We start from the raw sequence: 22554 nt of genomic DNA, 5'->3' as shown, positions 1-22554 counted from the left end.
TGCGATCGTCTATGGTAGACCCATTGACGGTATCTACTTGATAATCTGTAAGGGTTTCTAATTGTTACCAGCTTAAGGGTGCGATCGTTATTGGGGTGGATGTCATATATTAATTTAATGTTACTGGCTGATAAAACGGATAAGTTTTGCTGCTGCTCCAGAATTTAAGGCTAACTCTGAGTGACCTCACCAAGCGCCTCTTGAATAACTTCATCACTCACACCATGACGCTTCAAACTGGCAATCAGGGCAGAGACTGTATCCCCTTCTAAACGCTCAAAATCAGCGCGGAGTCCTTGTCCAATATAGGTACGCACTAAAGGCTGATAACCAGAAAAACCGAGCAATGGTGCGATTCGCTTCAAATCTTCAATCACATCTTCGGGCATACGAATGGTAATCGTTGTCATTGGACGATTTTTATCTAACCGCTTTTTCAATGCCTCAACTTTCATAATATTCACGTTCCTTGCGTGTAGCTTTACGAGCCGAAATGAGCCGAATGATGTCTTTTTCACGCTCAATGTAGACGACGTACAAGAGATTCCAACGTTTGTCTAAACCAATGACAGCATCTCGTGCTTCACCATTGCGACTAGCATCAACTACCACAAGAAATGGATCAAAGAAAGCTTCCGTGGCTTGCTGAAACGTTACGCCGTTATAATTTTGGGGATTAATCCGAGCTTTCTCATCATTCCAGACAAAGGTAACGCCATTGAGTATGAAATACACATCCATACCTTGTAGTGTAGGGGTAATGTATTTACATTGTCAATACGTTATTCTCATCGACTAAATTGTTTGGAAGTGCGATCGCACAATCTCATTCGGCAAAATTGAGGCTATAACCCTAAAATTTCCCATCACGCCATCTCCCTTAGTAGTTTTATGAATTCATTTCTTCCTTGACGATCTGAAGTTTTTCTAATTCGATAAAGTTTTTGCCCTGCCAAGCTTAAAATTTTATCTTTATAGCCGTCTTTTTGCTTTTGTTCTGGTGAGTCATGATAAAGGCTATCTAGCTCAAAAAATTTAGTTGGTTTGTAATTATTATGCTGATCGAATACTACACAATCAATAATCCCTCTGAAGAAAAAGTTTTTTTCGTCTTGAGATAAATAAGTTTTGATTTTCTCAAAATTAATCACGCAGCTTAAGGAAACATTGGGATAAACGATAAACATTTGAAACACTTCTCGTACACTCATAAAAAATTCCTCTTCTTGCCTTGACTTAAAAAGGCTTGTTGTGTAATTTTCATTGGCTATTTTTCTATTCTCTGTAACTTGAATATGATTGCTCTGAGAATGTGCTACAATTTTTGGCAATAACTCTTTTTTACGGTCTATAACTTCAGCGCATATCTCATTATTAGGACAAAATTTAGCATAACTGTATGCTTTTTCAATTAACCCTTTTTCATGGCATATCTGTACCAATTTAACGATAACCTTGACTAATCTTTCTTCTGATAATTTATAAGTTTTACCTTTGTCCAGTAAAAATAGTTTCTCTAAAAGAGGTTGGGCATTATCACTTTTAACACCTTTATCTAACTCCCCGAAGAACTCATCTTCAAAAGTCTTTACTGCCCCCATTACTAATTCGTCTGAGGATGCTTCTTTAGAATTTTGATAAACAAGCTCCAGCAATTCAGCCCACTGTTTGCGATACGTGAGTTTATAGATGTGTTCGTAATCAATCATAGTTGCAAAATTTGCATAGCACTCTATATGGCATCATAACTAATCTCCAAATTATTTGTCTGTTGTGATTTTTAATTTATAGCTTGATCTTTTTAATCGAATTAAATAACATCGTTGAGTAATTGTAAATGTTGCTGCACCGGAGCAATAGTATTAGCAGCAATCATCCCACTAGCAGCAACCGCAGGTAAACCAATCCCAGGAAAAGTCGAATCTCCACAACACAATAATCCCGATAAAGGTGTATTAGCACCAGGGAATAAACCTTTACCTGCGGCAATTGCTGCCCCATAACTACCGTGATGACGACGCAGAAATCGAGCGTGAGTCAGGGGAGTACCTACTAAAGTTACTTCACAGCGATCGCGAATATCAGGAATAATTCTTTCCATAGCTTGCCACATTACTTCTGCACGTTCTTGTTTTAGTAAGGCATATTCTTTGCTATTCCTTTCTATTCCTTGCCAAATAAAATAAGGTTCATTACCAGGAGTATAAACGTGAATTACGTGCTTACCTGGTGGTGCTAATGAAGGGTCAATAACTGAAGGAATTGATGCAACTACAACGTTTTGAGGTGCAGTTATGCCTTTATCCCAATCGTTAACTACTATATAATGAATACTAAGATCTGATCGCAATTCGGCAGCATCAATTCCTAAATGCAAGTGCATAAAACTATCGCATTCTGGTGTTGCTTGTTGCTGTTGCACATAACGTTTTGGAACAGCACCTTCGGGAATTAGTTTGAGGGTATCCCAAACAGAAGCATTAGAAACAACTGCTTTATTTGCTCTTATTTCTTTACCATTTCGCAGTCTTACACCAACAGCACGGTTATTTTCTACTAATACTTGTTCGACATGGGCATTTAAGATTAATTTACCACCATGTTTAGTTAATCCGCGTACCAGTGCATCAACTAATGCAGCACTTCCACCAATGGGATAATCTAGTACGACATTGGGACGATACCAATCTGCAAACATATAGGCAACTTCTGCTGCAATTGTGGCATCTGCGGGTAATCCTGATAGCAGAAAGCAAAGTAAATCTAACCAGTTGCGAATAAATGAATCTGTGATTACACCATCAATAATATGAGAGAAAGGTTTTGTTAATTTGAGGATGTTAGGCGCGTGTTGCAGTAAGGAAGGTGCAAACTTACCTACAGTTAACGCTGCACCTAAATCGTAGCGAAGGGCGGCGGGAGGTAGTGCGATCGCACTCTTACCCAAAGGTGTCATAATTTCCTGTAGTCTGCGCCATTCTGCTACGGCTTGATCTCCGCGTAGCTTTTGCAATACTTCACAAAACTGTTCAGCACCAACTTTTGCAGCAAAATCACCTTCTGGCAGATAACAATCCCAAGTATCGTAAGTAATGCAAGGTAAATCTTCCCCAATAGCATCTAAAACTTGGCGCAAGGGATTAGGGGAAGGAGTGTAAGATAAACCTGAATATAAAGATGGACCAGAATCAAATTTATAGCCGTTGCGTTCAAAAGCATGAGCCGCACCACCTGCAATCGAGTGGCTTTCTACTACGGTGACATCAATTCCATAACGTGCTAAGATTGCAGCACAACTTAATCCACCGATACCGCTACCAATTACTACTACTTCTGTGTTGCTCATAATTAAGGGTTGATACTAAAAGACCACTTTTAAATAATTAACCACAGATGAAATACAGATAAACACAGATGCACACAGATAAAAAACTGATTGAGAGTAAGCAGTCTATTATTTAGCACCTGAAAAGTTAGCCAGTAAGTATCTGTGCATATTTAGTAAAAATTCCCAGATAGCAATCAGTCAAGAGAAAGATATTATTCATCTGTAATTTTCTTTCTGTATTCTTTAATTTGCGATCGCTTAGTTTTACTATCTAGACGTTTCCTTTGAGAACTCCGAGTCGGTTTACTCTTTTTGCGGGGCTTGGGGACTGCGATCGCACTCTTAATTAAATCTTGCAAACGTTGCAATGCTTCTTCTTTATTCTGCTCTTGGCTGCGGTGTTCTTGTGCTTTAATGACAATTACACCTTCTTTAGTAATTCGTTGATCGTTTAGCTTCAACAAACGCTCTTGATAACGCTCAGGCAATGAAGAAGCCATGATATCAAAGCGCAGGTGAATTGCTGTTGATACCTTATTGACATTTTGCCCGCCTGCACCTTGCGATCGCACCGCACTCAAATTAATCTCATGCTCTGGGATACTCACAGTATTAGAAATTTGCAGCATAATTATACAATTGCCCAGAGATGATTCCTACCAGCAGTTAAGCAGATTTCGCTCTGATTTGTTGCTGATGAATAAAGGTTGATTACCAGACCTTTTTCAATAATTATAGATCTTGTAGCTATCAACAATCAGGTTTCAACCCTTGAATAATAGACTATTGTTAAAAGAAAAATTACAAGCTTATCTTGAGGAGATGCAATCTAACAAAGATAATTCTCCTCTTACCAATTTGCAGCTAGATGAAACTACTGCCGCAGAAATTGAGCAATTGACTATTCAAATAGAAAGCTGCAACCCAAATCCTCATCCTTTGGTGAATGCTATTTCATTACTAGATGGAACTTGGCAACTGCAATATTCCACTGCTAGAGAAATTCGGTCTTTAGTTTCTCTGCCATTAGGATTAAAATTGGGTAAAGTGTATCAAGTAATTAATGTTGCTAATAAAGAGTTTTTCAATATTGCTTTTGTCAAACATCCTCTAGGAATAATATCGGGATATGTGAAAGTGACAGCTAGTTTTGAGCCTGCGATAGAAGATTCATCACCTGTACCAGACAAACGCATCAACGTTGATTTTGACAAAAGATATTTATCAATTAATAAAATTATTGGAATTAATACCCCTCGTTTTGATCCATTTAAGGTTGCACAAGCTAATAATCCTCGTGGTAGAGTTGCCACGCTTGATATTACTTATTTAGATGAAAGTATGAGAATAGGGCGTGGCGGAGATGGCAGTTTATTTATTCTCAGCAAATCCGATGGTATACCTGAAAACACAAGTTTAATGTAAATGCGATTTCTTGAGGATAAACAACTACAATTTCATTGGAAAATTAGTTTTTCTAGTCTCCCTAAATCCACACCTTCGGCTACTTTTCCGTGCCAATACCATCGCACAGATGTCTATCGCTTTCGCTGACATTAGGATTATAAGTTAAATAATTGCGTACCCGATCCCAACTAAGCTTCATTAAAGAGTCTAAGCCTATATCCCAGAGTTTAATCGTCTTGTCAGAACTACCAGAAGCCAAAGTCTTGCCGTCGGGACTGAAACTGACGCTACTGACAGAGTCTTCATGCCCTGTGAGGGTGCGGATTTCCTTTCCTGTCTCTACATCCCAGAGTTTAATCGTGCAGTCAGCACTACTGGAAGCCAAAGTCTTGCCGTCGGGACTGAAACTGACGCTAATGACATAGTTATCATGCCCTTCCAAGCGATTATATTCCCTGCCCTCAACAACGATTTTAAACAAGGCAGATATTACTTGTCCGTCTGTTGCCTTGTGTTTGTGTAAAATTTTTCCTGCCTTAATCGCTTCAACAAAAGCTTCTAATTCGTGATGTGTATCAAACAGAGACGAGGAATAACGACCGAGAGAATTGGCTAGGCTAAGTTCAGTGCTAACTTCGCGCTGCTTTCTTTCTGCTTCGATTTTTTGAACTTGATTCTGATATTTAATACTAGCCTGAATAAATTCTGTCGTTAAAGCATCCAAATTAGGGAGCGATTTCTCTTTTGCAAGGTTTATAATTTTTGTTAACTTAGGAACATTCAAAATTAATGCGTTAATCGCTTTTCGTGGATCTTGCTTGCGTAGTTCATCCCACTCCTTTGCATCAGCAGATAGCCGATTTCTAAGGACTATTATCTCTTCTTTGTACCGAATTAAATCCTGCAAAACTTTCCAAGAGCGAAGTAATGCCTCATGCGCCACTTCAACCTTCGCCTTTCCGTCTTCTATTTTACTTACCAAAAGCCGATTATCAATCAATTTATATAGAACTTCTTTCTGTGTCCCATCCTGCTCAAAAATTGGTTTGTCTGCCCTTCTGCTAACAGGTTCTTTACCAACCAATTCAATTAATCCTATAAAAATTTGCTCTGCTGCTTTCTTTTGTTGTTCATTAAATTGATTGTATATTTTATTAGCCTGTTGCTGAAGTGCGCCCGTTAACCCGCCCAAATTTTGATAAGTCTTGCTATTTAAAACTTGGTCTTGAATATCATCATTCTTCCACAATAAATTTAAAGTATATTGTAAAAGCGGTAAAGAACCCGCCTGTTGATGAAAATCAGCAATAATTTGATCAATTAATCCCTGTTCAAAAGTTACTCCATTTCTGGCGGCAGGTTCAGCAATTGCCAATCTTAGATCAATATCATCCATTTCTGTTAGCATACGACTATAGCGATCATGAACCTTTCCTAAATCGGGATAAGGACTTAATCTATCGAGGAAATCAGCCCGCATAGTCAGAATAATTTTAACAGAAGCATCGGAATTTTCTATCAATTGAATGAGACTTTTTATAAAAATATCCCGTTCTGTTTTCGGCGTTCTGGTGAATAATTCCTCAAATTGATCTATAAAAATAAGCCATTGAGCATCTTGTTTAAGAGATTGAACAACTTTAACTAAAGTATCTTCTTTAACAGCTTGAGCAAGTTTCGCTTCCGATTGTCCATATCTAGGCTTGAGACAAACATAGAAAGATTCAAAAGCATTTATATCAGGAACAAAAGTTAAATTTACTAATTCTTCATAACCATGCTGCTCTTTTAATTTAGGAATTAACCCCGCTTGAATTAAAGATGATTTACCGCTTCCTGATGCACCTAAAAGCAGGAGAACATTGTTTTTTTCTAAATAATCTGTTAGTTCGATAATCCAGTGATCGCGTCCGAAAAATTTATCCTTATCATCGGCATCAAATTTCACTAAACCTTTATAAGGAGAACTTTTATTAAGCTTTCGTGCATGAATTTCAGTATCAGATGATGTACGAGAAATATAGGTGATGTTGACAGTTCCTGCATTTGTTCCAGCAACGCCCAGGACATCACCTTTTGTAGTTACTCTGGAAGGATTTTCAGTCATTTTAGCTAGATTTGATTAAACGCAGTCAAAGATTATTTATTTGCCCTTAGTTACTGGACCAATATTAACTGTTCCTGCATTTGTTCCAGCCACACCAAAAACATCCCCCTGAACTGTTACATTTGTGTTATATTTGCCTTCTTTAAATCCTTCAGGATCTTCTTTTTTCATTATTTCTTCGGCTGCTTTCAGAATTTTTTCATCCTGATCAACTCCTACATCGCTTAACTCTTCTTTAAGAAGTTCTTTAACTGCTGCTGAATCGGGTTTTTTCTCATGCTTATCGACGATATTGCTATCATCTTCTTTACCCTGCTCAACAAACTTCTTCTTAATCAACGTTTTTAAAGTCTGATAGGCATCTTTAACGGCTGTTCCTGCCGTATCCTTGGCAGCAGCGATCGCGCCAGCACCTAAAGCAGCAATAATAACAGAAATAGGTTCCATAGTTCATCTCGGATAATTGCTAATTATTTTAAAGTCAAGATCCTTTAGAAGCAACTTTAGACAGATTTCTTAAAGATGAACTTGAGCCGATTCATAAGTGAAGCCTTTGCAGAGAGCTAATAGCTACTGTTAATTAAGATTTGTTATAGGGTGCAGATATTCTCTATCTGGGGTGAAGTATTGCGGTAAGCGTCACCCAAAAAGCATTAGCAAGGCGATCGCGCATCATCTCCTCATCACTTGCTTTCTCGCTTAAAATCCGTCCCTCAAATACCACCGTCACCTCATCACGCTGGAAACACCAAGGCTCTAACAACAACTGAGTTGGGTCATCATTAATAGGTATCAACGTTAAAGTTGTTTCTCCCCTTGCTAATGGCACTTGCTCAAACTGCTTTGGTGCGGTTACGCCCAAGGGTAAATGCCTTCATGCTTCGGGTTAGGATTTAGGGTAGGGCATTGTGATTGAAGTATGGCAAAGCAAGAAAATCCCCTCACGGGAGAAGCACTTATAAAAGAAGTCTGTCGGCGGATTCGAGTTGCCCGTAGTTACTGGGATGCTCATAATAATGCTGCCTGTCGGGGAGAACGCGATCGCGCCTTAGCCCTTTACAACACCCTCACCAAAGAACAAAAAGACGAGATTCCGCAACAGTTGCGCGTGTGGTTGCGCTATCGCAGTGAGAAATACTTTGGCGCACACCGCACACCACCCAAGTCGAAACGAAAGTCCAAGCATTAATGGAGACTGTCTGTGCAAACCCTTAATCTACTTTCTGGGCAAGTCATTCCAGTACTCGGTATGGGTACTTGGCAAATGGGAGAAAATCCAAAACACCGCCAAGATGAAATTAATGCCTTATGTCATGGACTTGATATTGGTCTTTCTTTGATTGATACTGCGGAAATGTACGGTGAAGGTGGTGCTGAAGAAGTGATCGCCCAAGCTATTGCTAATCGCAGATCGCAAGCCTTCGTAGTCAGCAAAGTATATCCTCATAATGCTTCTATTAAAGGTGCGATCGCAGCCTGTGAACGAAGTTTGCAACGTCTTAAAACTGACTATCTTGACCTTTATCTATTGCACTGGCGCGGCTCAATTCCTCTTACAGAAACACTCCAAGCATTTCAGACACTTCAGCAAGCAGGGAAAATTCGCAGCTATGGTGTCAGCAACTTCGATGTTAAGGATATGGAATCAGCAAGCAAATTAGAGGGTGGAAAAGCAATTGTAACTAATCAAGTTCTCTACAACCTCAGCCGACGGGGGATTGAGTGGAATTTGCTTCCCTGGTGCAGAGAACGAAACATTCCCATCATGGCGTATTCTCCGATTGAACAAGGTCGCATCTTGAAAAATCGCACACTTGGGGCGATCGCACAACAGCGAGGAGTGACTCCGGCTCAAATTGCGATCGCCTGGTTGTTGCATCAGGAAAATGTGATTGTAATTCCCAAATCCAGCAAAATTGACCATATAAACCAGAATCTTGCTGCCATAGATCTAAAACTCAGCACTGAAGAACTTCATGCCCTCGATGCTGCCTTCCCACCTCCTACCAAACCTACTTCTTTAGAGATGCTGTAATTGCATTATCTCAAGTTTTAAGTAATTCCACATTAAAAAATATAAAACAAACATCTCCCCCTCCCCTTATTAAGGGGAGGGGGCTGGGGGGTGGGGTAATACGTTTAATTAGGTTGACTTACTTAGTTCAATATCAGAGCAATAGCATTATATATTTATCAAAATATTAACTTGAATCACACTATAAAAGTGCGATTCACAAGTTAAAAAGTTAGATATTTGTCAGCTAACTGTAGCTAATTGCTTAATTTAGCTATCAAGACTATGCTTCATTGGTATCCGTTTCCGATCCATCTTGGCTATCGCCTATTTTAACTAAGCGAATATGCTTGTAGCCCAGCTTAATTTCAAATTCATCCCCTGGCTTTAATCCCAATTGTTGAGTATAATTTGCGCCAATGACAATTTGACCATTTTGGTGAACGCTGACGCGGTAACTTGCTTCTCTACCGCGACCATCTTTAGTTGATTCAAGCGCAACACCTTTTGCTGCTAGTAGAGCATCATAAAACTCTGCTAAATTTACCCGAACTTGGTTATTTTTTATTTTGCTGTAATAACCACAAGCTTTAGCTGTTTCTCGACGTGGCACGTTTGGTAGCTCTTTAACTTTTTGCAGGAGAGCTTTTCCGGTTAAGGGAGTTGTTGCTAGTTCAGCCATATTTAACAATTAGCTATTTACAGAAATATAATTATATTTTCACCTATTAACTGAACTTTTTACTAATTTTAATAAAGATTTTTTTTAACAAATCTAAATTTTCTCTAAGATCAGCACTTCCGCTAAGGCTGAAAGTGATAATTTTTATCAACAGAAAGACCAATTTACAACAAGCGATCGCACTTTCAAACTGCGCTGCTATATTACTAGCAAGGATTAAAGACAAACAAGATGCACAATTATCAAAGCAGAGCTAGATCATAGTAAAATTTTTCTTTTATAAAGTCAAATCTGAGGCGAGCTTAGTGCCTTCAAAAGTAGCAGCGACCAGGGTACCTTAATATTAGGTATAAGCCCTGCATACCTTGTGAGTGCAGGCAAAGCAGAGGGAAGCAGGAAACGCAGAGATCTTAGGGACACAGGGCGATCGCCATTAGAATCTACCAATCCATAATGTTGAGCCAATTCTGCCACAATCTGTACTCGACCTGTCCTTTTCATAACAGTTGGATCTGCTGCTAGTGCAGCAATTACCCGTCCTGTTAGCAATGGAGTTTCCCAGTTGTAACGGGACTTAATTGATAAACTTCTTTGGTCAGTTGCATCACTTTCACCCATCTCGGTAGCTAGTTGGGAAATGTGTTCAGTCCCAACAATTCCTGGCCAAATTGAAAGCGAAGCAACGTTATAAGGTTTTAACTCTACTGCCATATCAGCAGAAGCGCGATCGCACGCAGCTTTACCCGCACCATAAGGTACTCCAAAAATATAAGACATCCCTCCCCAAGAAGATATAGTGCAGATTAGTCCCTGCTGACGTTGAGTCATCATTCGTGCTGCATAAACACTTGCTACATAGTGACTACGAAGACCAACATTATTGCAAGCATCCCACATCTTAGGTTCGCCATCCCAGAAAGGCTTTGCATAAGCATCTTTTAATGCCTGCACTCCTGAGTAAACATTATTAACTAGCAGGTCAAGATGTCCCTGCTCATCTTGGATGCGCTCAAAAAGTAAACGTACTTGCTCATCGTCACTATGGTCTACTTGAACAGGAATACATATCCCACCTGCTGACTCAACTGCTGTAGCAGTTTCCTTCAGGCTTCCTGATATACCATTTCCGACCTGGGATTCCTCAAGACTACGACCCGTAATATACACAGTTGCCCCAGCCTCAGCAAGTCCAATTGCAATTCCCTTGCCAATGCCGCGCGTCGCACCTGTGACTAATGTTACTTTACCCTCAGACTGTTTCATATTGTTAGTTCGCATCTCCCCAGTCTTCTGCTTTCAAATTATCATCACTTATACAAAGTGAGGTAATGATATCAATTGCTCAGTCTATATCTTATTTAGTAAATAAATGTTGTCAAGATGCAACAGTTTATTGCTAACAGTAAGAATGAGATGTAGTTACCTTAATAAACTTACCTGACTTTTGTTGTATTCAATTAGAGGGATGAAGTTGTTTGAGGTACAACGCTAATTTAGAAAAATAAAGTATTTTAATGTTAGGGAGATAACGCTATGCTCAAGCTGTTTTGGTGTCTAACAAAACCCCTACGTCTCGTCGCTGGCTTTATCTTCCTCATTTTAGGCGGCATTCCCACGCTTTTGATTCCTGGGCTAGGACTATTTCTAGGTTTACCATTTATTTTAATCGGCGGCTGTTTGATATGCAGTTGAAATATTAATATTTGCAAGCTGCAATCATATTCTGATTGCAGCTAATTTTTTTAAGATAAAAATGAGCCTTTAATTGTAAGGATTCAAAAATCAAAATTTAGAACAGAGCTTTTTTTCCTAGCTTGGGCTAAATAATAACAATAAAATTTATCACTAATTAGCGAATAAAAGTGATACTTTTGTTTACTTTGTGATTCTAAATTCTTACCCTTAGTTTATCAGAGGTTAGTAAATCCCTAACCTAAAGTTTAGTCAGGTAAAGCAAATCCTGTACGAGGATCGCTGATATAAAGCCCTAAAACTAATGATTTCATAACTGTATCCCATACTGGAGTCAGGCGTTCTGCGTCATCTTCCCAATAATCAAAAGTAATCAAGCACTGCACTCCAGAACCTAACCCGATACAGATGCGGGAATAAGCAGGACGATGTTCTACTGGGTCAATAAATTTTATTTGCGTCCACACAATGCGGGCGGTTTGGCGTTTTAATTTTATTATTTCCCCTTGCTCGATAGCATCTCGTGTCTCATCTTTAAGCACCTGTCTTAACAGTGGAACAATAGGAAATTCTGCCCAGTTTCCAGGGGGAAGTAAATTAAAAGAAACTTCTAAACGACAATCATCATTCGGCGGCTTTTTGTCAAGAAACCGAAATGATTTTTCATCTGGTTCAAAATGCCAATCTTCAGGAACGTCGAAGCGTACCGCGCCTCGACCTGCAACAAAGATCCGAGTTCCAGGTTCTGAGTTCCAGTTGTGGTCTTCTTTTAGCTCTAGGGTTTCCTTGAGCCATTGGAGATTATGCTTTTTACTTTTAGACATAGCTACTCCATTGTTGACCTTAATTCTATTGTGCCGTTTTGAGCGTAATTGGTAAAGTGCGATCGCATCGCCTCCAGCAAAAAGCTATTAGCCGGAGGTTGGGTTGACGTAGGAAACCCAACTATCCCATTTTTTATGAAAAACTATCTACTTATTTTCTAATAAGCAGATGATGATAAGTATTATCCTTGATCTGGTTGTTCTTTTTCTTACTCAAACTCAGCTAATATCTGCTGAATTTCTGCAGGGGCAATATCGGCTTGTTCAGATTTGGAATAGATTGTAACTAAAATAACTTTCGTACTGGTTTTAACATAATATATTAAGCGATATCCACTGCTTTTACCCTTTTTGATATCACTATTTTTTACTCGGAGCTTAAAAATTGTATAACCTATTCCTGCTATCTGGTCACCTGGTAACTCTCGGCTCTTCCGTAGTTAGTGTGCTAAAGTTTGAGGAAAATGCCAAAAAAGTAAAGCTCGCAATTCAAAATTATTGAAATTTCTAAAACCAAATCCACTTCGTTTTAATAGCTTGAGGCTACCAATCTAAGGCGGGACAGTTAGTGGAATCTTGATGACAATGCGATTGGGCAGGAAAAATGCCAAGAAAGAGAAATCAATCGCCAAGATTGTGTAGTACAATACTACAAACAACTAGAAACAGTAATTCCTAAATGTTGAAATAAGAAAACCAATTAGATTAAGTGAAATTTCAGTATTTAGTTAATTAAACTAGATGATTTGGTAAGATTTACGGGGTAAAGGTAAGTCACCCATCTGTGAGATTACCCAATCAAATAAAGCGGGAAATTCTTGATTGAATAAACGTTGTGCTGCTGTGGTCTTATCGGCTCGTTGGATATCAAAGTTATGAATAACAGTTAACACCCGCAATTGAGCAGAAGAGATCCCGCGTCCACAATGATGCAGACGAGATAAATAACCATTGCGTCCCTCAATGGCAGAAGAACTACGTTGAAATTGAGCCGACATTTGCTCCGCCCAAGAACGCCAGTGTATCCATTCATTCTTAGAGAATTTACTGGTTAAGGGATGTTCCAATAAATGGCGTAAATAATGCCTGGATACCTGAGTATAGATTTCCTTTAAAGCAGGGTTTTTAGTTTGTTTAATGACTGAGAGCCAATAAAAATGGGGTAAAAAATAACCAAGTAACCAATTAGATATTTCGGGAGAAACTTGCTCTAACTGCAAACTTTCTTCTACAGATTGCCACCATAGGTTAATTACAGCAGCGATAGCACTAACTTGACCGCTAAATGTTGATATGGCTGTTTCTAATTTGGGAATCTGGTAAGTATATCCTAACGCGGCTAACTGGGGTAATTGTTGATAAAGAATAGTGGCGACATCGACTGTAGTTTGAAATCCACTACCATCAAGAGCAAAAGGATGAACGGCACAAGTAATTTGATGCAATATATTGTGGTAAGCAAGCTTGCCAGTTAATAAAAAATTATATTGCTCTTGTAGAACAGCAATTTTTTGTGCTAATTTTTTAGGGATAGATTGGCTATGTCCTGAGTAGTTTAAAGCTTGATTATGTAGGGTACGTAACTGTTTCTTAATTTGATTTAATCGGTTACCAAAACGGCAACCGATTACTCTGGAAATACCCCGCATGGCATGAAACAGGTCAGGGATGGAAAGACAACCCAGACCAAGCAGGCGCCAACTGAATTAAAGCACTCGCGCGGTCACTGACCAGAGATTTAACTATCACCGTCGTACCCAAATTGTTGAGCGCACTCTTAGCTTTTTGGCTCCAAGTGAGGTACTGGCGGTCGGTACTATAATCTTCTAAAATAATGTAGCCGGAAACCAAATCCATCAATACCAGTACAACTTCAGGAAAGAACGTTTCGTCAGCCCCCGCACGGACTTCAATCGGCGCTGAATGGTTTTCCAACTGTTGTTGCATCTGTACCTGGTAGTTGAGAATTTGCTCTCTCATCTGAGCTTCAATACGGCGCAAGCTACTGGGAGAAACTCCGATGACATTCTGCAATCGTAGAATATGAAAAAAACGAGAAATTGCTTCGCAACCAACCCCTTGTTGAATCCCAAAAATATAGAGGGTAGCAAACACTAATAGCCGCAACCATTGATAAGCTTCTGGTATCTCCCATAGATATGATTCTGGATGTAGGTCACGTCGCTTCATGGCTTGTTGATGCCGATGTACACTACTTTTAGAAATTTGTGTAACCTGTGCTATCTTACGGAGAGACTTTTGACCGTGATTCCAACAAGCTTGGGAAATATCAAAGCAACGCTGTCGCACATTCATGTTATTTGTCAGCTACACAGGGCAATAAGTTTATATATTAATATTAATTCGCGCATTATAAACGCGAACTAAGGAGATATTTACTACCCCAGCTTATGGACGACCTCTCTAGTAAAACCTCTAAGTTAGCCCCAAAAGTTAGAGCCACACAATCACAAGATTTAGCAACTCGTGCTCTTCGTATCAAAGAAGCGATTGCTCAATTAAGGCAGGAGATCGAGCACCTAGAATTAGAAGGTAATATCGCTCCACCTGATGCTTGGGTCATGCGCTACAAGGCTCGTAGCCGTACAGGTTATTATTAGTATTACAAATTGCAAGTTAAAGAAGCGATTTTTTCACAGAAGATAGATAGTAGCAAACGCAGTAAGTACAAACATTTAGGTAAAGCTGGTTCCAGTGAACATATTGATGCTGTAATGCTTGTCGCACGTCGCGGAAAAATTGATGCTTGTGCTAGAGCGATATCTTCTCTTTATGAAAGTTGGCTGAGTTTATATTCTGAATCTCAGCCGGAATCCACACCAGAGAGTACACCCAAATAATTAACTTTTAATTAGAAAAATCTTATTTTGTTCGCGTTAGAGTAACGCGAATCTACTCCAAATTATTTTTTTGTTCTTATTCCTATACTACATCTAAGAATGAGCATCACGAACAGAGCATAGCAGCTTTTTACCATTTACTACCTCTACTGACTCCGCCCCAAACTGTCCCGCCTTAGATTGGTAGCCTAGCTTGAGTTTATTATTAATCCCCTCAACTATTCCGTTGGTTGTTCTTTGTTCAAAATATCCCACTATTTCGCCTAGCCACCGTTTAATGGTTGCCACACTCTTGTGATAATAAGGTTCTGCCCTTTTTATCCAATCAATTAATTTTAGCGTTCCTTCCCCCAAATTTTCACTTTTCTCAAATAAATAATGAAACTCTTCTTTCAATGAGTGCATAATTCCTACCTGCGGTGAAGCTTCTTTTATTTTTAATAATTTTTCCTTTTGTTTTTGAGATAAGTTGCGCTCGGCTTTTAACAATATATATTTGCTACCTTTTAAGTTGTTAAATAATTTGACTTTTTCTCTTGTATTTAAAGATTCGGCTGTTTTCTTTTGAGCAATCCTTGCTTGATTTAACTCTTTATGAACTATTTTGCTAACATGAAACCTATCTATCGTTACATCGGCGTTTGGACATAGTTGGTTCACCAAAGATTTATAGTTACCAGTCATATCCATACTTACTTCTTTAATTTGAGATAAGACTTTTTCTCCCCACTTAAGCATCACTTTTTTAATTGCTAACTGGGTTCGTTCTGAAACTAAACCTACTAATTTCTGTGTTTCTAAATCTACTAAGACTACAATAAATTTTCCTTGTCCTTTAACTAAACTAATCTCATCTATCCCTAACCTCCGCAGAGAATCTGTATTAATAGGGAGAATTTTTTCAGAGACAGTCATGACCATTGACCAGACTTCTTCCGAGCTTAATTTATTATTTTTTGCAACGTTATCAACGTCACTATGAATAACTTGTTCAATGATTGTTTTGGCATATCTATTTGTACAATTTTTTTTGGGCTCTACAAAATTTAAGCTTTCACTAAAAGGTTTTTGACATTTTTCACATTTAAACCTGCGTCGATTTACTCTTAGTATTACTTCTCTGTTCCCCATTGGTAAATCTTTTACTAAATGTCTTTTATTTTGATGAAGGCGGTGACTCTGATGACCGCAACGTGGGCAACGTGCTGTTTTCTTTTCTAATCTTACGGATAAAATCAATGTAGATTCTGTTTCCAGGCTATCTTCTACGATCACTCCAGGTAAATTTATCAGCTTTGTAATTAACCTGTTCATAATTTATTTAGTTTGGCTTAAAATGCTTTTATTTTAATACTTTAGCACACTAAATACGGGAGAACCAAATTTTGCAGTGACTTCAACCTCAACTAAGGGTAAATCATTCTCCATCAATTCCTTCCCATAATTGAGAAACAGGTAAAGTATTTCCAGTTATGACATCACACCAACCCTGACGAAAACTTTCAACGGCAGATTCAGATATTTCTTCATCTACCTCTGGGTTATTTTCATGATTAGGATCTTCATTAAGCATTACAATTACTTTGACACGGGTATGTTGTTCCGCCGTTAAGGGAATATCCAAGGAAAGTTGACCGTGTTCATTGACAGTTCCCATAACTTCGATTGCTTTCATTTTTATCTCCAGCGCGGTTAATTATCGCTAAAGGTAGGGTTTCTACTTCAACCTAACCTACAACTAAATCAAACTTTTATTGAAACAAATTCCTAGCAATGACCAAAGGCTCAATATATATAATGAAAAATCCGGCTTTCCGTGAAGAAAATATGCTCAAAATTGGGCGCACGGAACGAACTCCACAGCAGAGAGCCAAAGAACTATCTACCACAGGCTTGCCTGACTCATTTTATGTTGTCTATGAGCAGGATGTAGCTAATTGTGTTCTAGCCGAGAAATTAATACATCAAAAGTTGGCAAATTATAGATATAACCAAAAGAGAGAGTTTTTTATTTTACCCCTTTATGAAGCTATTTCTACAGTTCAAGAAGTTATTCAGGAACAATTCTACAAAATCTCAACTATTTATAAAGGTACATATGTATTTAAGAAAGGCACGACTTTTAGATGGAGTTGTCAATCTAATGCATTCATGTTTTTAACTCGATACCAGCATTTCCTTGATGAACGCCCAGACATAGATGATATGTGGTGGTGTAAACCTAAAGATCATATACTCATAACTAATAGAATTTCTGATGATCCAGAGCAACTAATGGAATTTGCTTCTGAGACAAAAATTAATGGTTCACTAAGCGATATTATCAATATCTATCCTGGAGATCGATTAGCCATAATTGAACCTACATATAATGGATTGGGCTTCAGCCAAGGAGCGCGGTTTGATGAAGATGGTTCAGCAATTAGTATCATCGACTTTCGGGAATACGCGAGAATGGTCGCTTTTATGGAGGAGGTGGATCTACATCCTGGAGGGTTTTTGATACCGTTTGGTACTCCTGCACACGCTGAGGTATCTCAAGCCGATGCAAGAAAAGCTTTGAATCAGATTTTAAACATGGGTTCTCCAAACGTATACCCTGATTATGAATATGTTCAATCATTAAAATCAGGAATCGATTACTATATTTAGTCTAAAAAATTTGCGATTACTTCAGCTATACAAAGCGCAGTCTAACAATTAGGCTTGAGCTAATGGTTAAAAGCAGCTAGTGCGAGCGCATTTCGCGTAGGTTGGGTTGACGTAGGAAACCCAACATTTGAATTATTAACTACCAACGTAACTATCGAGTTCAATATATTCCTGTGTCAAATTGCACCAACGAACTCTTGCACAGTCAGCCCAGCCGCGCGAATGAGACTGCGTAAAGTGCCTTTCGCTACTTCCTTGTGATCTGGAATAGACAGTGTTACTTGTTCACCTTCTTTGACCATAATCATGTGGCTTGCACTCTGCCGTACAAACTGCCAGCCAAACTTTTCAAACACACGAACTACCTCATCCCCACTAAGCACAGGTAGATTAGATGACATAAACTAAGCCATAACCTCTACCTGATGGGTTTCTATTGTAAGTGGCAATCCACGTTCTGCTCGAACTTGAAGACAAGCAGCGATCGCATCGTGAATATTTTCTAAAGCTTTTTCTTTAGTCTCACCTTGACTAACACATCCTGGGATGCTGGGACACTCCACAATCCACACACCATCCTCATCACGGTCAATCGTTACATTGAACCTCATACGCTTTATCCAAGATTCGCTGCGATATTACTACAGTTTAACTGATCTCTCTTTTCAGCTTTAATTTTACAGATTTAAATAAGTACATTCTGATTGTGCTATGGATTGCGATCGCATAGCGTCATCAAGAGCGAATCGCCATCAGCTATTTCCTCCTAAAAAGTAATATCCCTGTCACTAACATCTATCTCAAGAGAAAGATTTTTTTTCACGAAACTTTACAAAATTTAGTAAAATAGTTTTATTCACTACTAAGTATAATTTCTTAATTTAATGACTGCGGAACAATTTCCCTGGCTAACCGCGATTATCTTACTACCACTCGTTGCATCCCTAATCATTCCAGTATTACCGGATAAAGGTGGTAAAACTGTGCGGTGGTATGCGTTGAGCGTGGCAATGGCAGACTTTATATTGATGTGCTATGCCTTTTGGAAGCATTACGACGCAACCAGTGCAACTTTCCAACTTGCAGAAAAGTATGCTTGGCTGCCTAGCATAGGTATAAACTGGGCAGTTTCAGTCGATGGCTTATCTGTCCCACTGGTGCTTCTAGCAGGATTGGTGACAACCCTCTCAATCTTTGCAGCTTGGCAAGTCGATATGAAGCCTCGCCTGTTCTACTTCCTGATGTTAGTGCTGTACTCCGCCCAAATCGGAGTATTCGTAGCGCAAGACTTGGTGCTGCTATTTATTATGTGGGAAGTCGAGCTAATTCCCGTCTATCTGCTCGTTTCTATTTGGGGCGGTCAGAAGCGCCAGTACGCGGCTACAAAATTCTTACTCTATACCGCAGCAGCTTCAATATTTATTCTAGTAGCGGCGCTGGGAATGGCATTCTACGGCGACAATATGACATTTGATATGGCAGAACTCGCCCTCAAAGATTACCCACTCGCTCTAGAATTACCACTTTATGCAGGATTATTGATTGCCTTTGGTGTAAAATTAGCTGTTTTTCCTCTGCATACTTGGCTACCTGATGCACACGGCGAAGCTTCTTCTCCTGTATCAATGGTTCTGGCGGGGGTACTTTTGAAAATGGGCGGATATGGATTAATCCGCTTAAATATGGAAATGCTTCCCCAGGCGCACGTTTACTTTGCTCCACTTCTGGCAATGTTGGGCGTAATTAATATTATCTATGGTGGTTTTAACTCTTTTGCTCAGACGAATATGAAGCGTCGCCTAGCATATTCCTCTGTTTCCCACATGGGTTTCGTTTTGCTAGGTATTGCCTCGTTTACTGATTTGGGTATTAGTGGTGCGATGTTGCAAATGATATCGCACGGTTTAATTGCATCAGTGCTATTCTTCCTTGCGGGTGTAACTTATGACCGCACCCATACAATGGCATTGAATGAAATGGGCAATGTTGGTCAGGTGATGCCGAAGGTATTTGCCTTATTTACAATGGGTGCGATGGCATCTTTGGCTCTCCCTGGAATGAGTGGGTTTGCGAGCGAACTCACAGTTTTTCTAGGCGTAACTAACAGCGATATTTATAGCTCGTCGTTCCGTACTGTAACAGTCTTTTTATCCGCAGTGGGAATCATTCTCACACCGATATATCTGCTTTCTATGTTGCGGCAGATATTCTACTCTTCTGGAGTAGTACCTACCTGTGACATTGCACCCGTCTGCGACTTGATGGATTTCGATCTAAAAAATCAAGGAAATCAAGAGGCGGTTTGCTTTGGAACAAACTGTATATTGCCTAGCGATGCTAAGTTTAGTGATGCCAAACCCAGAGAAGTTTTCATTGCTGCTTGCTTCTTAGTACCAATTATTCTTCTCGGCTGTTATCCCAAACTGGCAACGCAGCTATATGATGTGAAAACTGTAGCGGTGAACGCGCACGTCCGCCAATCTTATACTGAAATTGCACAAGGAAATCCGCAGATTTATGCTCAGGGATTTTTGTCTCCGAGAATTGGTAAGTCTGAAGTCGCGCCTGTTTTAGGTGTTGTTAAGTAACAAGTTTATTTCAATTTAGAATATAGCGATCGTTCTTATAAAAGTGCGATCGCTTTTTTTATTTAGAAGCGTAGGTTGGGTTTCCTGCGTCAACCCAACATCCAATTATTCACTACCAACACAACTATCCAATTTAATTCGACTATCTGCACCCCATTTGTAGGTTGGGTTGCGATGTGCTTAACCCAACCTCAAGGTATATTGCTGAAAGTCGGCTTTTCTGTATCAACCTAATCCACAAATCATCTGTCTGTGGATGTATAGTCAAAATACTGCTCTGACAGGTAATTTCTTCTAAGCTACGAGCAATATTAACTATTCAATTTAAAAGCAGCAGAGATACTTTAATGGTTGCAACTCCTCCTTCTCAACATTCCTCGGATCAATACGAAGTTACAGATGCTCAAGAAAAAATTGATTCTCTTGTCTCAGAACAAAAGCAAGATAATGAAATTGATTTAGAATTTCTCTACACGCGGGATATTGAATTTAGACAAGAAACTATCTATTTCTTGGTAGTTGATCGCTTCTTTGATGGTAATCTTGAAAATAGTGAAGGACCTAACCCAGAATTATACGATCCAGAAGGGCAAGATTGGGGTAAATACTGGGGCGGTGATTTACAGGGAATTATTGATAAGCTGGATTATTTGAAAAATATGGGAGTAACGGCAATCTGGCTTACTCCCTTATTTGAACAGGTAGAAGCTTTGTTTCTAGATCAAGCAGCTATTCACGGTTATTGGACTAAAGATTTTAAGCGCCTCAATCCCCGTTTTATTGGTAAGGATGAAGAACCATCTCTAAACAAAACTCAGGAAACTCGCAACACAACTTTTGATCGCTTGATTGAGGAGATGCACAAGCGGAAAATGAAGTTGATTCTGGATATTGTTTGCAACCATAGTAATCCAGATTTTAGTGGTAAGAAGGGTGAATTGTATGATGATGGGGTAAAAATTGCTGACTTTAATGATGATAAAAACAATTGGTATCACCACTACGGTATAGTTAACAATTGGGAAGATGAATGGCAGGTGCAAAACTGCGAATTGTCAGGTTTAGCGACTTTTAACGAGAATAATAACGAGTACCGCGAATATATTAAGTCTGCGATTAAACAATGGTTGGATCGTGGTGTGGATGCTTTGCGGGTTGATACTGTTAAGCATATGCCGATCTGGTTCTGGCAAGAGTTTACCGGAGATATGTATAAGCACAGACCAGATGTGTTTATTTTTGGTGAATGGATTTTTAGCAGTCCGTCTGACGATCAATCTGTGGAGTTTGTCAACGAGTCGGGTATGTCTATGCTCGATTTTGGGCTATGTGTAGCAATTAGGCAAGCTTTAGCTCAAGGTGCTGAGGGTGGTTTCCATGAAATTCAGAAGGTTTTTGATTTAGATTACCGCTATAAGAGTGCAACGGAATTAATCACTTTTATTGATAATCACGACATGGCGAGGTTCCAGAGTTTGAACCCAGATCCAGCTATGTTGAAGGTTGCGATCGCACTGATTATGACTTGTCGCGGTATCCCTTGCATCTACTACGGTACTGAGCAATATCTCCACAATGATACCAACGGCGGTGAAGATCCTTACAATCGTCCGATGATGGACAAGTGGGATAATGATACTGAAATTTATCGCACCATGCGATTATTAGCGGGTGTGCGTCGCTTAAATCCTGCGGTATCAATGGGTAGACATTGGCAGCAATATATTACTGCTGATGTTTATTGTTATGTTCGCCAGTATCGGGATTCAATCTGTTTTGTGGCATTGAATCGTGGTGGTGCAACTACACTCCCTGAAGTAATGACTTGTTTGCCAAATGGTGAACATACTTGCATTGTGACGCGCCGTAAATTTGAAGTAGTTGATGGGAAGATTTACAACTTAGAATTAGAAGAACGGGATGCGATCGTTTTGAGTCATGTCTGTGAACGAGTAAAAGCACAAACGATTGTACGGGCGCAACTCAACGGAGTTGAAACCCAACCTGGCGAGTGGGTGGTAGTGATTGGTGACTGTCCTGAACTTGGTAACTGGGATATTGCTAAAGGGTTTGTGTTGGAATATATCAACGACAGCACTTGGTTTGGTGAGATTCCATTTAATGAAAGTGCTGGTAACTTGATTACTTATAAATATGCCATTTTGCGAGAAGGTACTTCACCTTTGCGAGAAAATATAGTTCCTCGTCGTTGGTATGTCGCCAGTGAAGGTACTGTTAAGTGGCGCGATATCTGGGCATCTGGTAGAGAAGCGTAGTTGAATTGGGGGCGTAATGTCCCCAATCTTTTTTAAAGTAGCACAATTGTAAAGATAAGATAGCAGGTGCAATCTCATTCTCAATATTAAAGTATAAAAAGATAGAATATAAGGATATTATCT

25 protein-coding genes and 1 pseudogene are annotated in these 22554 nt (G+C 39.3%); 8 read left to right on the top strand and 18 right to left on the bottom strand.

All coding sequences use genetic code 11. From position 1 onward, the window contains the following. Positions 1-170: 170 nt before the first annotated feature. From CRI9333_RS12950 to arfB, 5 genes are all read right to left on the bottom strand, one after another. Complete coding sequence (locus CRI9333_RS12950) at positions 171-455, bottom strand: hypothetical protein (protein WP_015203618.1); 285 nt, start codon at positions 453-455, stop codon at positions 171-173. Next, a complete protein-coding gene (locus tag CRI9333_RS12945) occupies positions 445-741 on the bottom strand; it encodes a BrnT family toxin (RefSeq protein ID WP_015203617.1) in 297 nt (98 codons plus the stop codon). The genes CRI9333_RS12950 and CRI9333_RS12945 overlap by 11 nt, the downstream gene beginning before the upstream one ends. 125 nt (positions 742-866) lie before the next feature. Further along, on the bottom strand, positions 867-1709 hold the full coding sequence (locus CRI9333_RS12940; RefSeq protein ID WP_015203616.1) for a DUF2726 domain-containing protein: 843 nt from the start codon (positions 1707-1709) through the stop codon (positions 867-869). 101 nt (positions 1710-1810) lie between these two features. Further along, positions 1811-3346, bottom strand: coding sequence for a phytoene desaturase family protein (locus CRI9333_RS12935; protein WP_015203615.1), 1536 nt, complete (start codon positions 3344-3346; stop codon positions 1811-1813). 194 nt (positions 3347-3540) lie between these two features. Beyond that, complete coding sequence (arfB, locus tag CRI9333_RS12930; protein WP_015203614.1) at positions 3541-3957, bottom strand: alternative ribosome rescue aminoacyl-tRNA hydrolase ArfB; 417 nt, start codon at positions 3955-3957, stop codon at positions 3541-3543. Between the two features lie 142 nt (positions 3958-4099). Here arfB and CRI9333_RS12925 point away from each other — a divergent pair, with 142 nt between their 5' ends. Further along, a complete protein-coding gene (locus CRI9333_RS12925; RefSeq protein WP_015203613.1) occupies positions 4100-4753 on the top strand; it encodes a PAP/fibrillin family protein in 654 nt (217 codons plus the stop codon). Between the two features lie 79 nt (positions 4754-4832). On the opposite strand, the gene CRI9333_RS12920 is transcribed toward CRI9333_RS12925, so the two are convergent. The 3 genes from CRI9333_RS12920 to CRI9333_RS12910 form a co-directional block, all read right to left on the bottom strand. Beyond that, the gene (locus CRI9333_RS12920; RefSeq protein WP_015203612.1) at positions 4833-6842 is read right to left on the bottom strand and encodes an nSTAND1 domain-containing NTPase; all 2010 of its coding nucleotides are present in this window, start codon (positions 6840-6842) and stop codon (positions 4833-4835) included. A gap of 36 nt (positions 6843-6878) precedes the next feature. After that, positions 6879-7289: a hypothetical protein gene (locus tag CRI9333_RS12915; protein ID WP_015203611.1), complete on the bottom strand. Its 411-nt coding sequence runs from the start codon at positions 7287-7289 to the stop codon at positions 6879-6881. Between the two features lie 163 nt (positions 7290-7452). Further along, positions 7453-7704 carry a hypothetical protein gene (locus tag CRI9333_RS12910; protein WP_041226043.1) on the bottom strand — a complete coding sequence of 84 codons (252 nt, stop codon included), beginning with the start codon at positions 7702-7704 and terminating at the stop codon, positions 7453-7455. 57 nt (positions 7705-7761) lie between these two features. Between CRI9333_RS12910 and CRI9333_RS12905 the strand changes: the two genes are divergently transcribed. Both CRI9333_RS12905 and CRI9333_RS12900 read left to right on the top strand, forming a co-directional pair. Beyond that, positions 7762-8031 carry a hypothetical protein gene (locus CRI9333_RS12905; protein WP_015203610.1) on the top strand — a complete coding sequence of 90 codons (270 nt, stop codon included), beginning with the start codon at positions 7762-7764 and terminating at the stop codon, positions 8029-8031. 12 nt (positions 8032-8043) lie between these two features. After that, positions 8044-8877 carry an aldo/keto reductase gene (locus CRI9333_RS12900; protein ID WP_015203609.1) on the top strand — a complete coding sequence of 278 codons (834 nt, stop codon included), beginning with the start codon at positions 8044-8046 and terminating at the stop codon, positions 8875-8877. A gap of 262 nt (positions 8878-9139) precedes the next feature. On the opposite strand, the gene CRI9333_RS12895 is transcribed toward CRI9333_RS12900, so the two are convergent. From CRI9333_RS12895 to CRI9333_RS12875, 6 genes and pseudogenes are all read right to left on the bottom strand, one after another. Beyond that, positions 9140-9538, bottom strand: coding sequence for an AbrB family transcriptional regulator (locus CRI9333_RS12895; RefSeq protein WP_015203608.1), 399 nt, complete (start codon positions 9536-9538; stop codon positions 9140-9142). Between the two features lie 285 nt (positions 9539-9823). Then, a complete protein-coding gene (locus tag CRI9333_RS12890; protein WP_041226042.1) occupies positions 9824-10801 on the bottom strand; it encodes an SDR family NAD(P)-dependent oxidoreductase in 978 nt (325 codons plus the stop codon). 677 nt (positions 10802-11478) lie between these two features. After that, positions 11479-12054 carry a hypothetical protein gene (locus tag CRI9333_RS12885; RefSeq protein WP_015203605.1) on the bottom strand — a complete coding sequence of 192 codons (576 nt, stop codon included), beginning with the start codon at positions 12052-12054 and terminating at the stop codon, positions 11479-11481. Positions 12055-12263: 209 nt separating this feature from the next. Beyond that, positions 12264-12479 (bottom strand): annotated as a pseudogene (locus tag CRI9333_RS25720) (type II toxin-antitoxin system RelE/ParE family toxin); the annotation flags it as partial. Positions 12480-12791: 312 nt separating this feature from the next. Further along, on the bottom strand, positions 12792-13703 hold the full coding sequence (locus CRI9333_RS27380; protein WP_015203604.1) for a DUF6399 domain-containing protein: 912 nt from the start codon (positions 13701-13703) through the stop codon (positions 12792-12794). Positions 13704-13716: 13 nt separating this feature from the next. Further along, positions 13717-14370 carry a hypothetical protein gene (locus CRI9333_RS12875; protein ID WP_015203603.1) on the bottom strand — a complete coding sequence of 218 codons (654 nt, stop codon included), beginning with the start codon at positions 14368-14370 and terminating at the stop codon, positions 13717-13719. A 95-nt stretch (positions 14371-14465) separates the two neighbouring features. Here CRI9333_RS12875 and CRI9333_RS27780 point away from each other — a divergent pair, with 95 nt between their 5' ends. Further along, entirely contained in the window at positions 14466-14675 is a 210-nt protein-coding gene (locus tag CRI9333_RS27780) for a hypothetical protein (RefSeq protein WP_051035380.1), read from the top strand. Between the two features lie 9 nt (positions 14676-14684). Next, on the top strand, positions 14685-14915 hold the full coding sequence (locus CRI9333_RS27775; RefSeq protein ID WP_051035379.1) for a hypothetical protein: 231 nt from the start codon (positions 14685-14687) through the stop codon (positions 14913-14915). A gap of 93 nt (positions 14916-15008) precedes the next feature. On the opposite strand, the gene CRI9333_RS12865 is transcribed toward CRI9333_RS27775, so the two are convergent. Together CRI9333_RS12865 and CRI9333_RS12860 are read right to left on the bottom strand one after the other, a co-directional pair. Beyond that, positions 15009-16229, bottom strand: coding sequence for an ISL3 family transposase (locus tag CRI9333_RS12865; RefSeq protein WP_015203602.1), 1221 nt, complete (start codon positions 16227-16229; stop codon positions 15009-15011). A gap of 103 nt (positions 16230-16332) precedes the next feature. Continuing rightward, positions 16333-16590: a type II toxin-antitoxin system RelN family antitoxin gene (locus CRI9333_RS12860; RefSeq protein WP_015203601.1), complete on the bottom strand. Its 258-nt coding sequence runs from the start codon at positions 16588-16590 to the stop codon at positions 16333-16335. Between the two features lie 98 nt (positions 16591-16688). On the opposite strand from CRI9333_RS12860, the gene CRI9333_RS24935 reads away from it, so the two are divergent. Continuing rightward, positions 16689-17567: a GIY-YIG nuclease family protein gene (locus CRI9333_RS24935; RefSeq protein WP_015203600.1), complete on the top strand. Its 879-nt coding sequence runs from the start codon at positions 16689-16691 to the stop codon at positions 17565-17567. A 176-nt stretch (positions 17568-17743) separates the two neighbouring features. On the opposite strand, the gene CRI9333_RS12850 is transcribed toward CRI9333_RS24935, so the two are convergent. Next, entirely contained in the window at positions 17744-17968 is a 225-nt protein-coding gene (locus CRI9333_RS12850) for a type II toxin-antitoxin system HicA family toxin (RefSeq protein WP_015203599.1), read from the bottom strand. A 3-nt stretch (positions 17969-17971) separates the two neighbouring features. Next, complete coding sequence (locus tag CRI9333_RS12845) at positions 17972-18178, bottom strand: type II toxin-antitoxin system HicB family antitoxin (protein WP_015203598.1); 207 nt, start codon at positions 18176-18178, stop codon at positions 17972-17974. Positions 18179-18451: 273 nt separating this feature from the next. Between CRI9333_RS12845 and CRI9333_RS12840 the strand changes: the two genes are divergently transcribed. Then, on the top strand, positions 18452-20155 hold the full coding sequence (locus CRI9333_RS12840; RefSeq protein ID WP_015203597.1) for an NAD(P)H-quinone oxidoreductase subunit 4: 1704 nt from the start codon (positions 18452-18454) through the stop codon (positions 20153-20155). 347 nt (positions 20156-20502) lie between these two features. After that, entirely contained in the window at positions 20503-22431 is a 1929-nt protein-coding gene (locus CRI9333_RS12835) for an alpha-amylase family glycosyl hydrolase (RefSeq protein ID WP_015203596.1), read from the top strand. Positions 22432-22554: the final 123 nt, after the last annotated feature.

Source organism: Crinalium epipsammum PCC 9333, assembly GCF_000317495.1.
Lineage (GTDB): Bacteria > Cyanobacteriota > Cyanobacteriia > Cyanobacteriales > PCC-9333 > Crinalium > Crinalium epipsammum.
The sequence above is the reverse complement of the archived record's forward strand: the minus strand, read 5'-3'. Positions and strand labels throughout refer to the sequence as shown.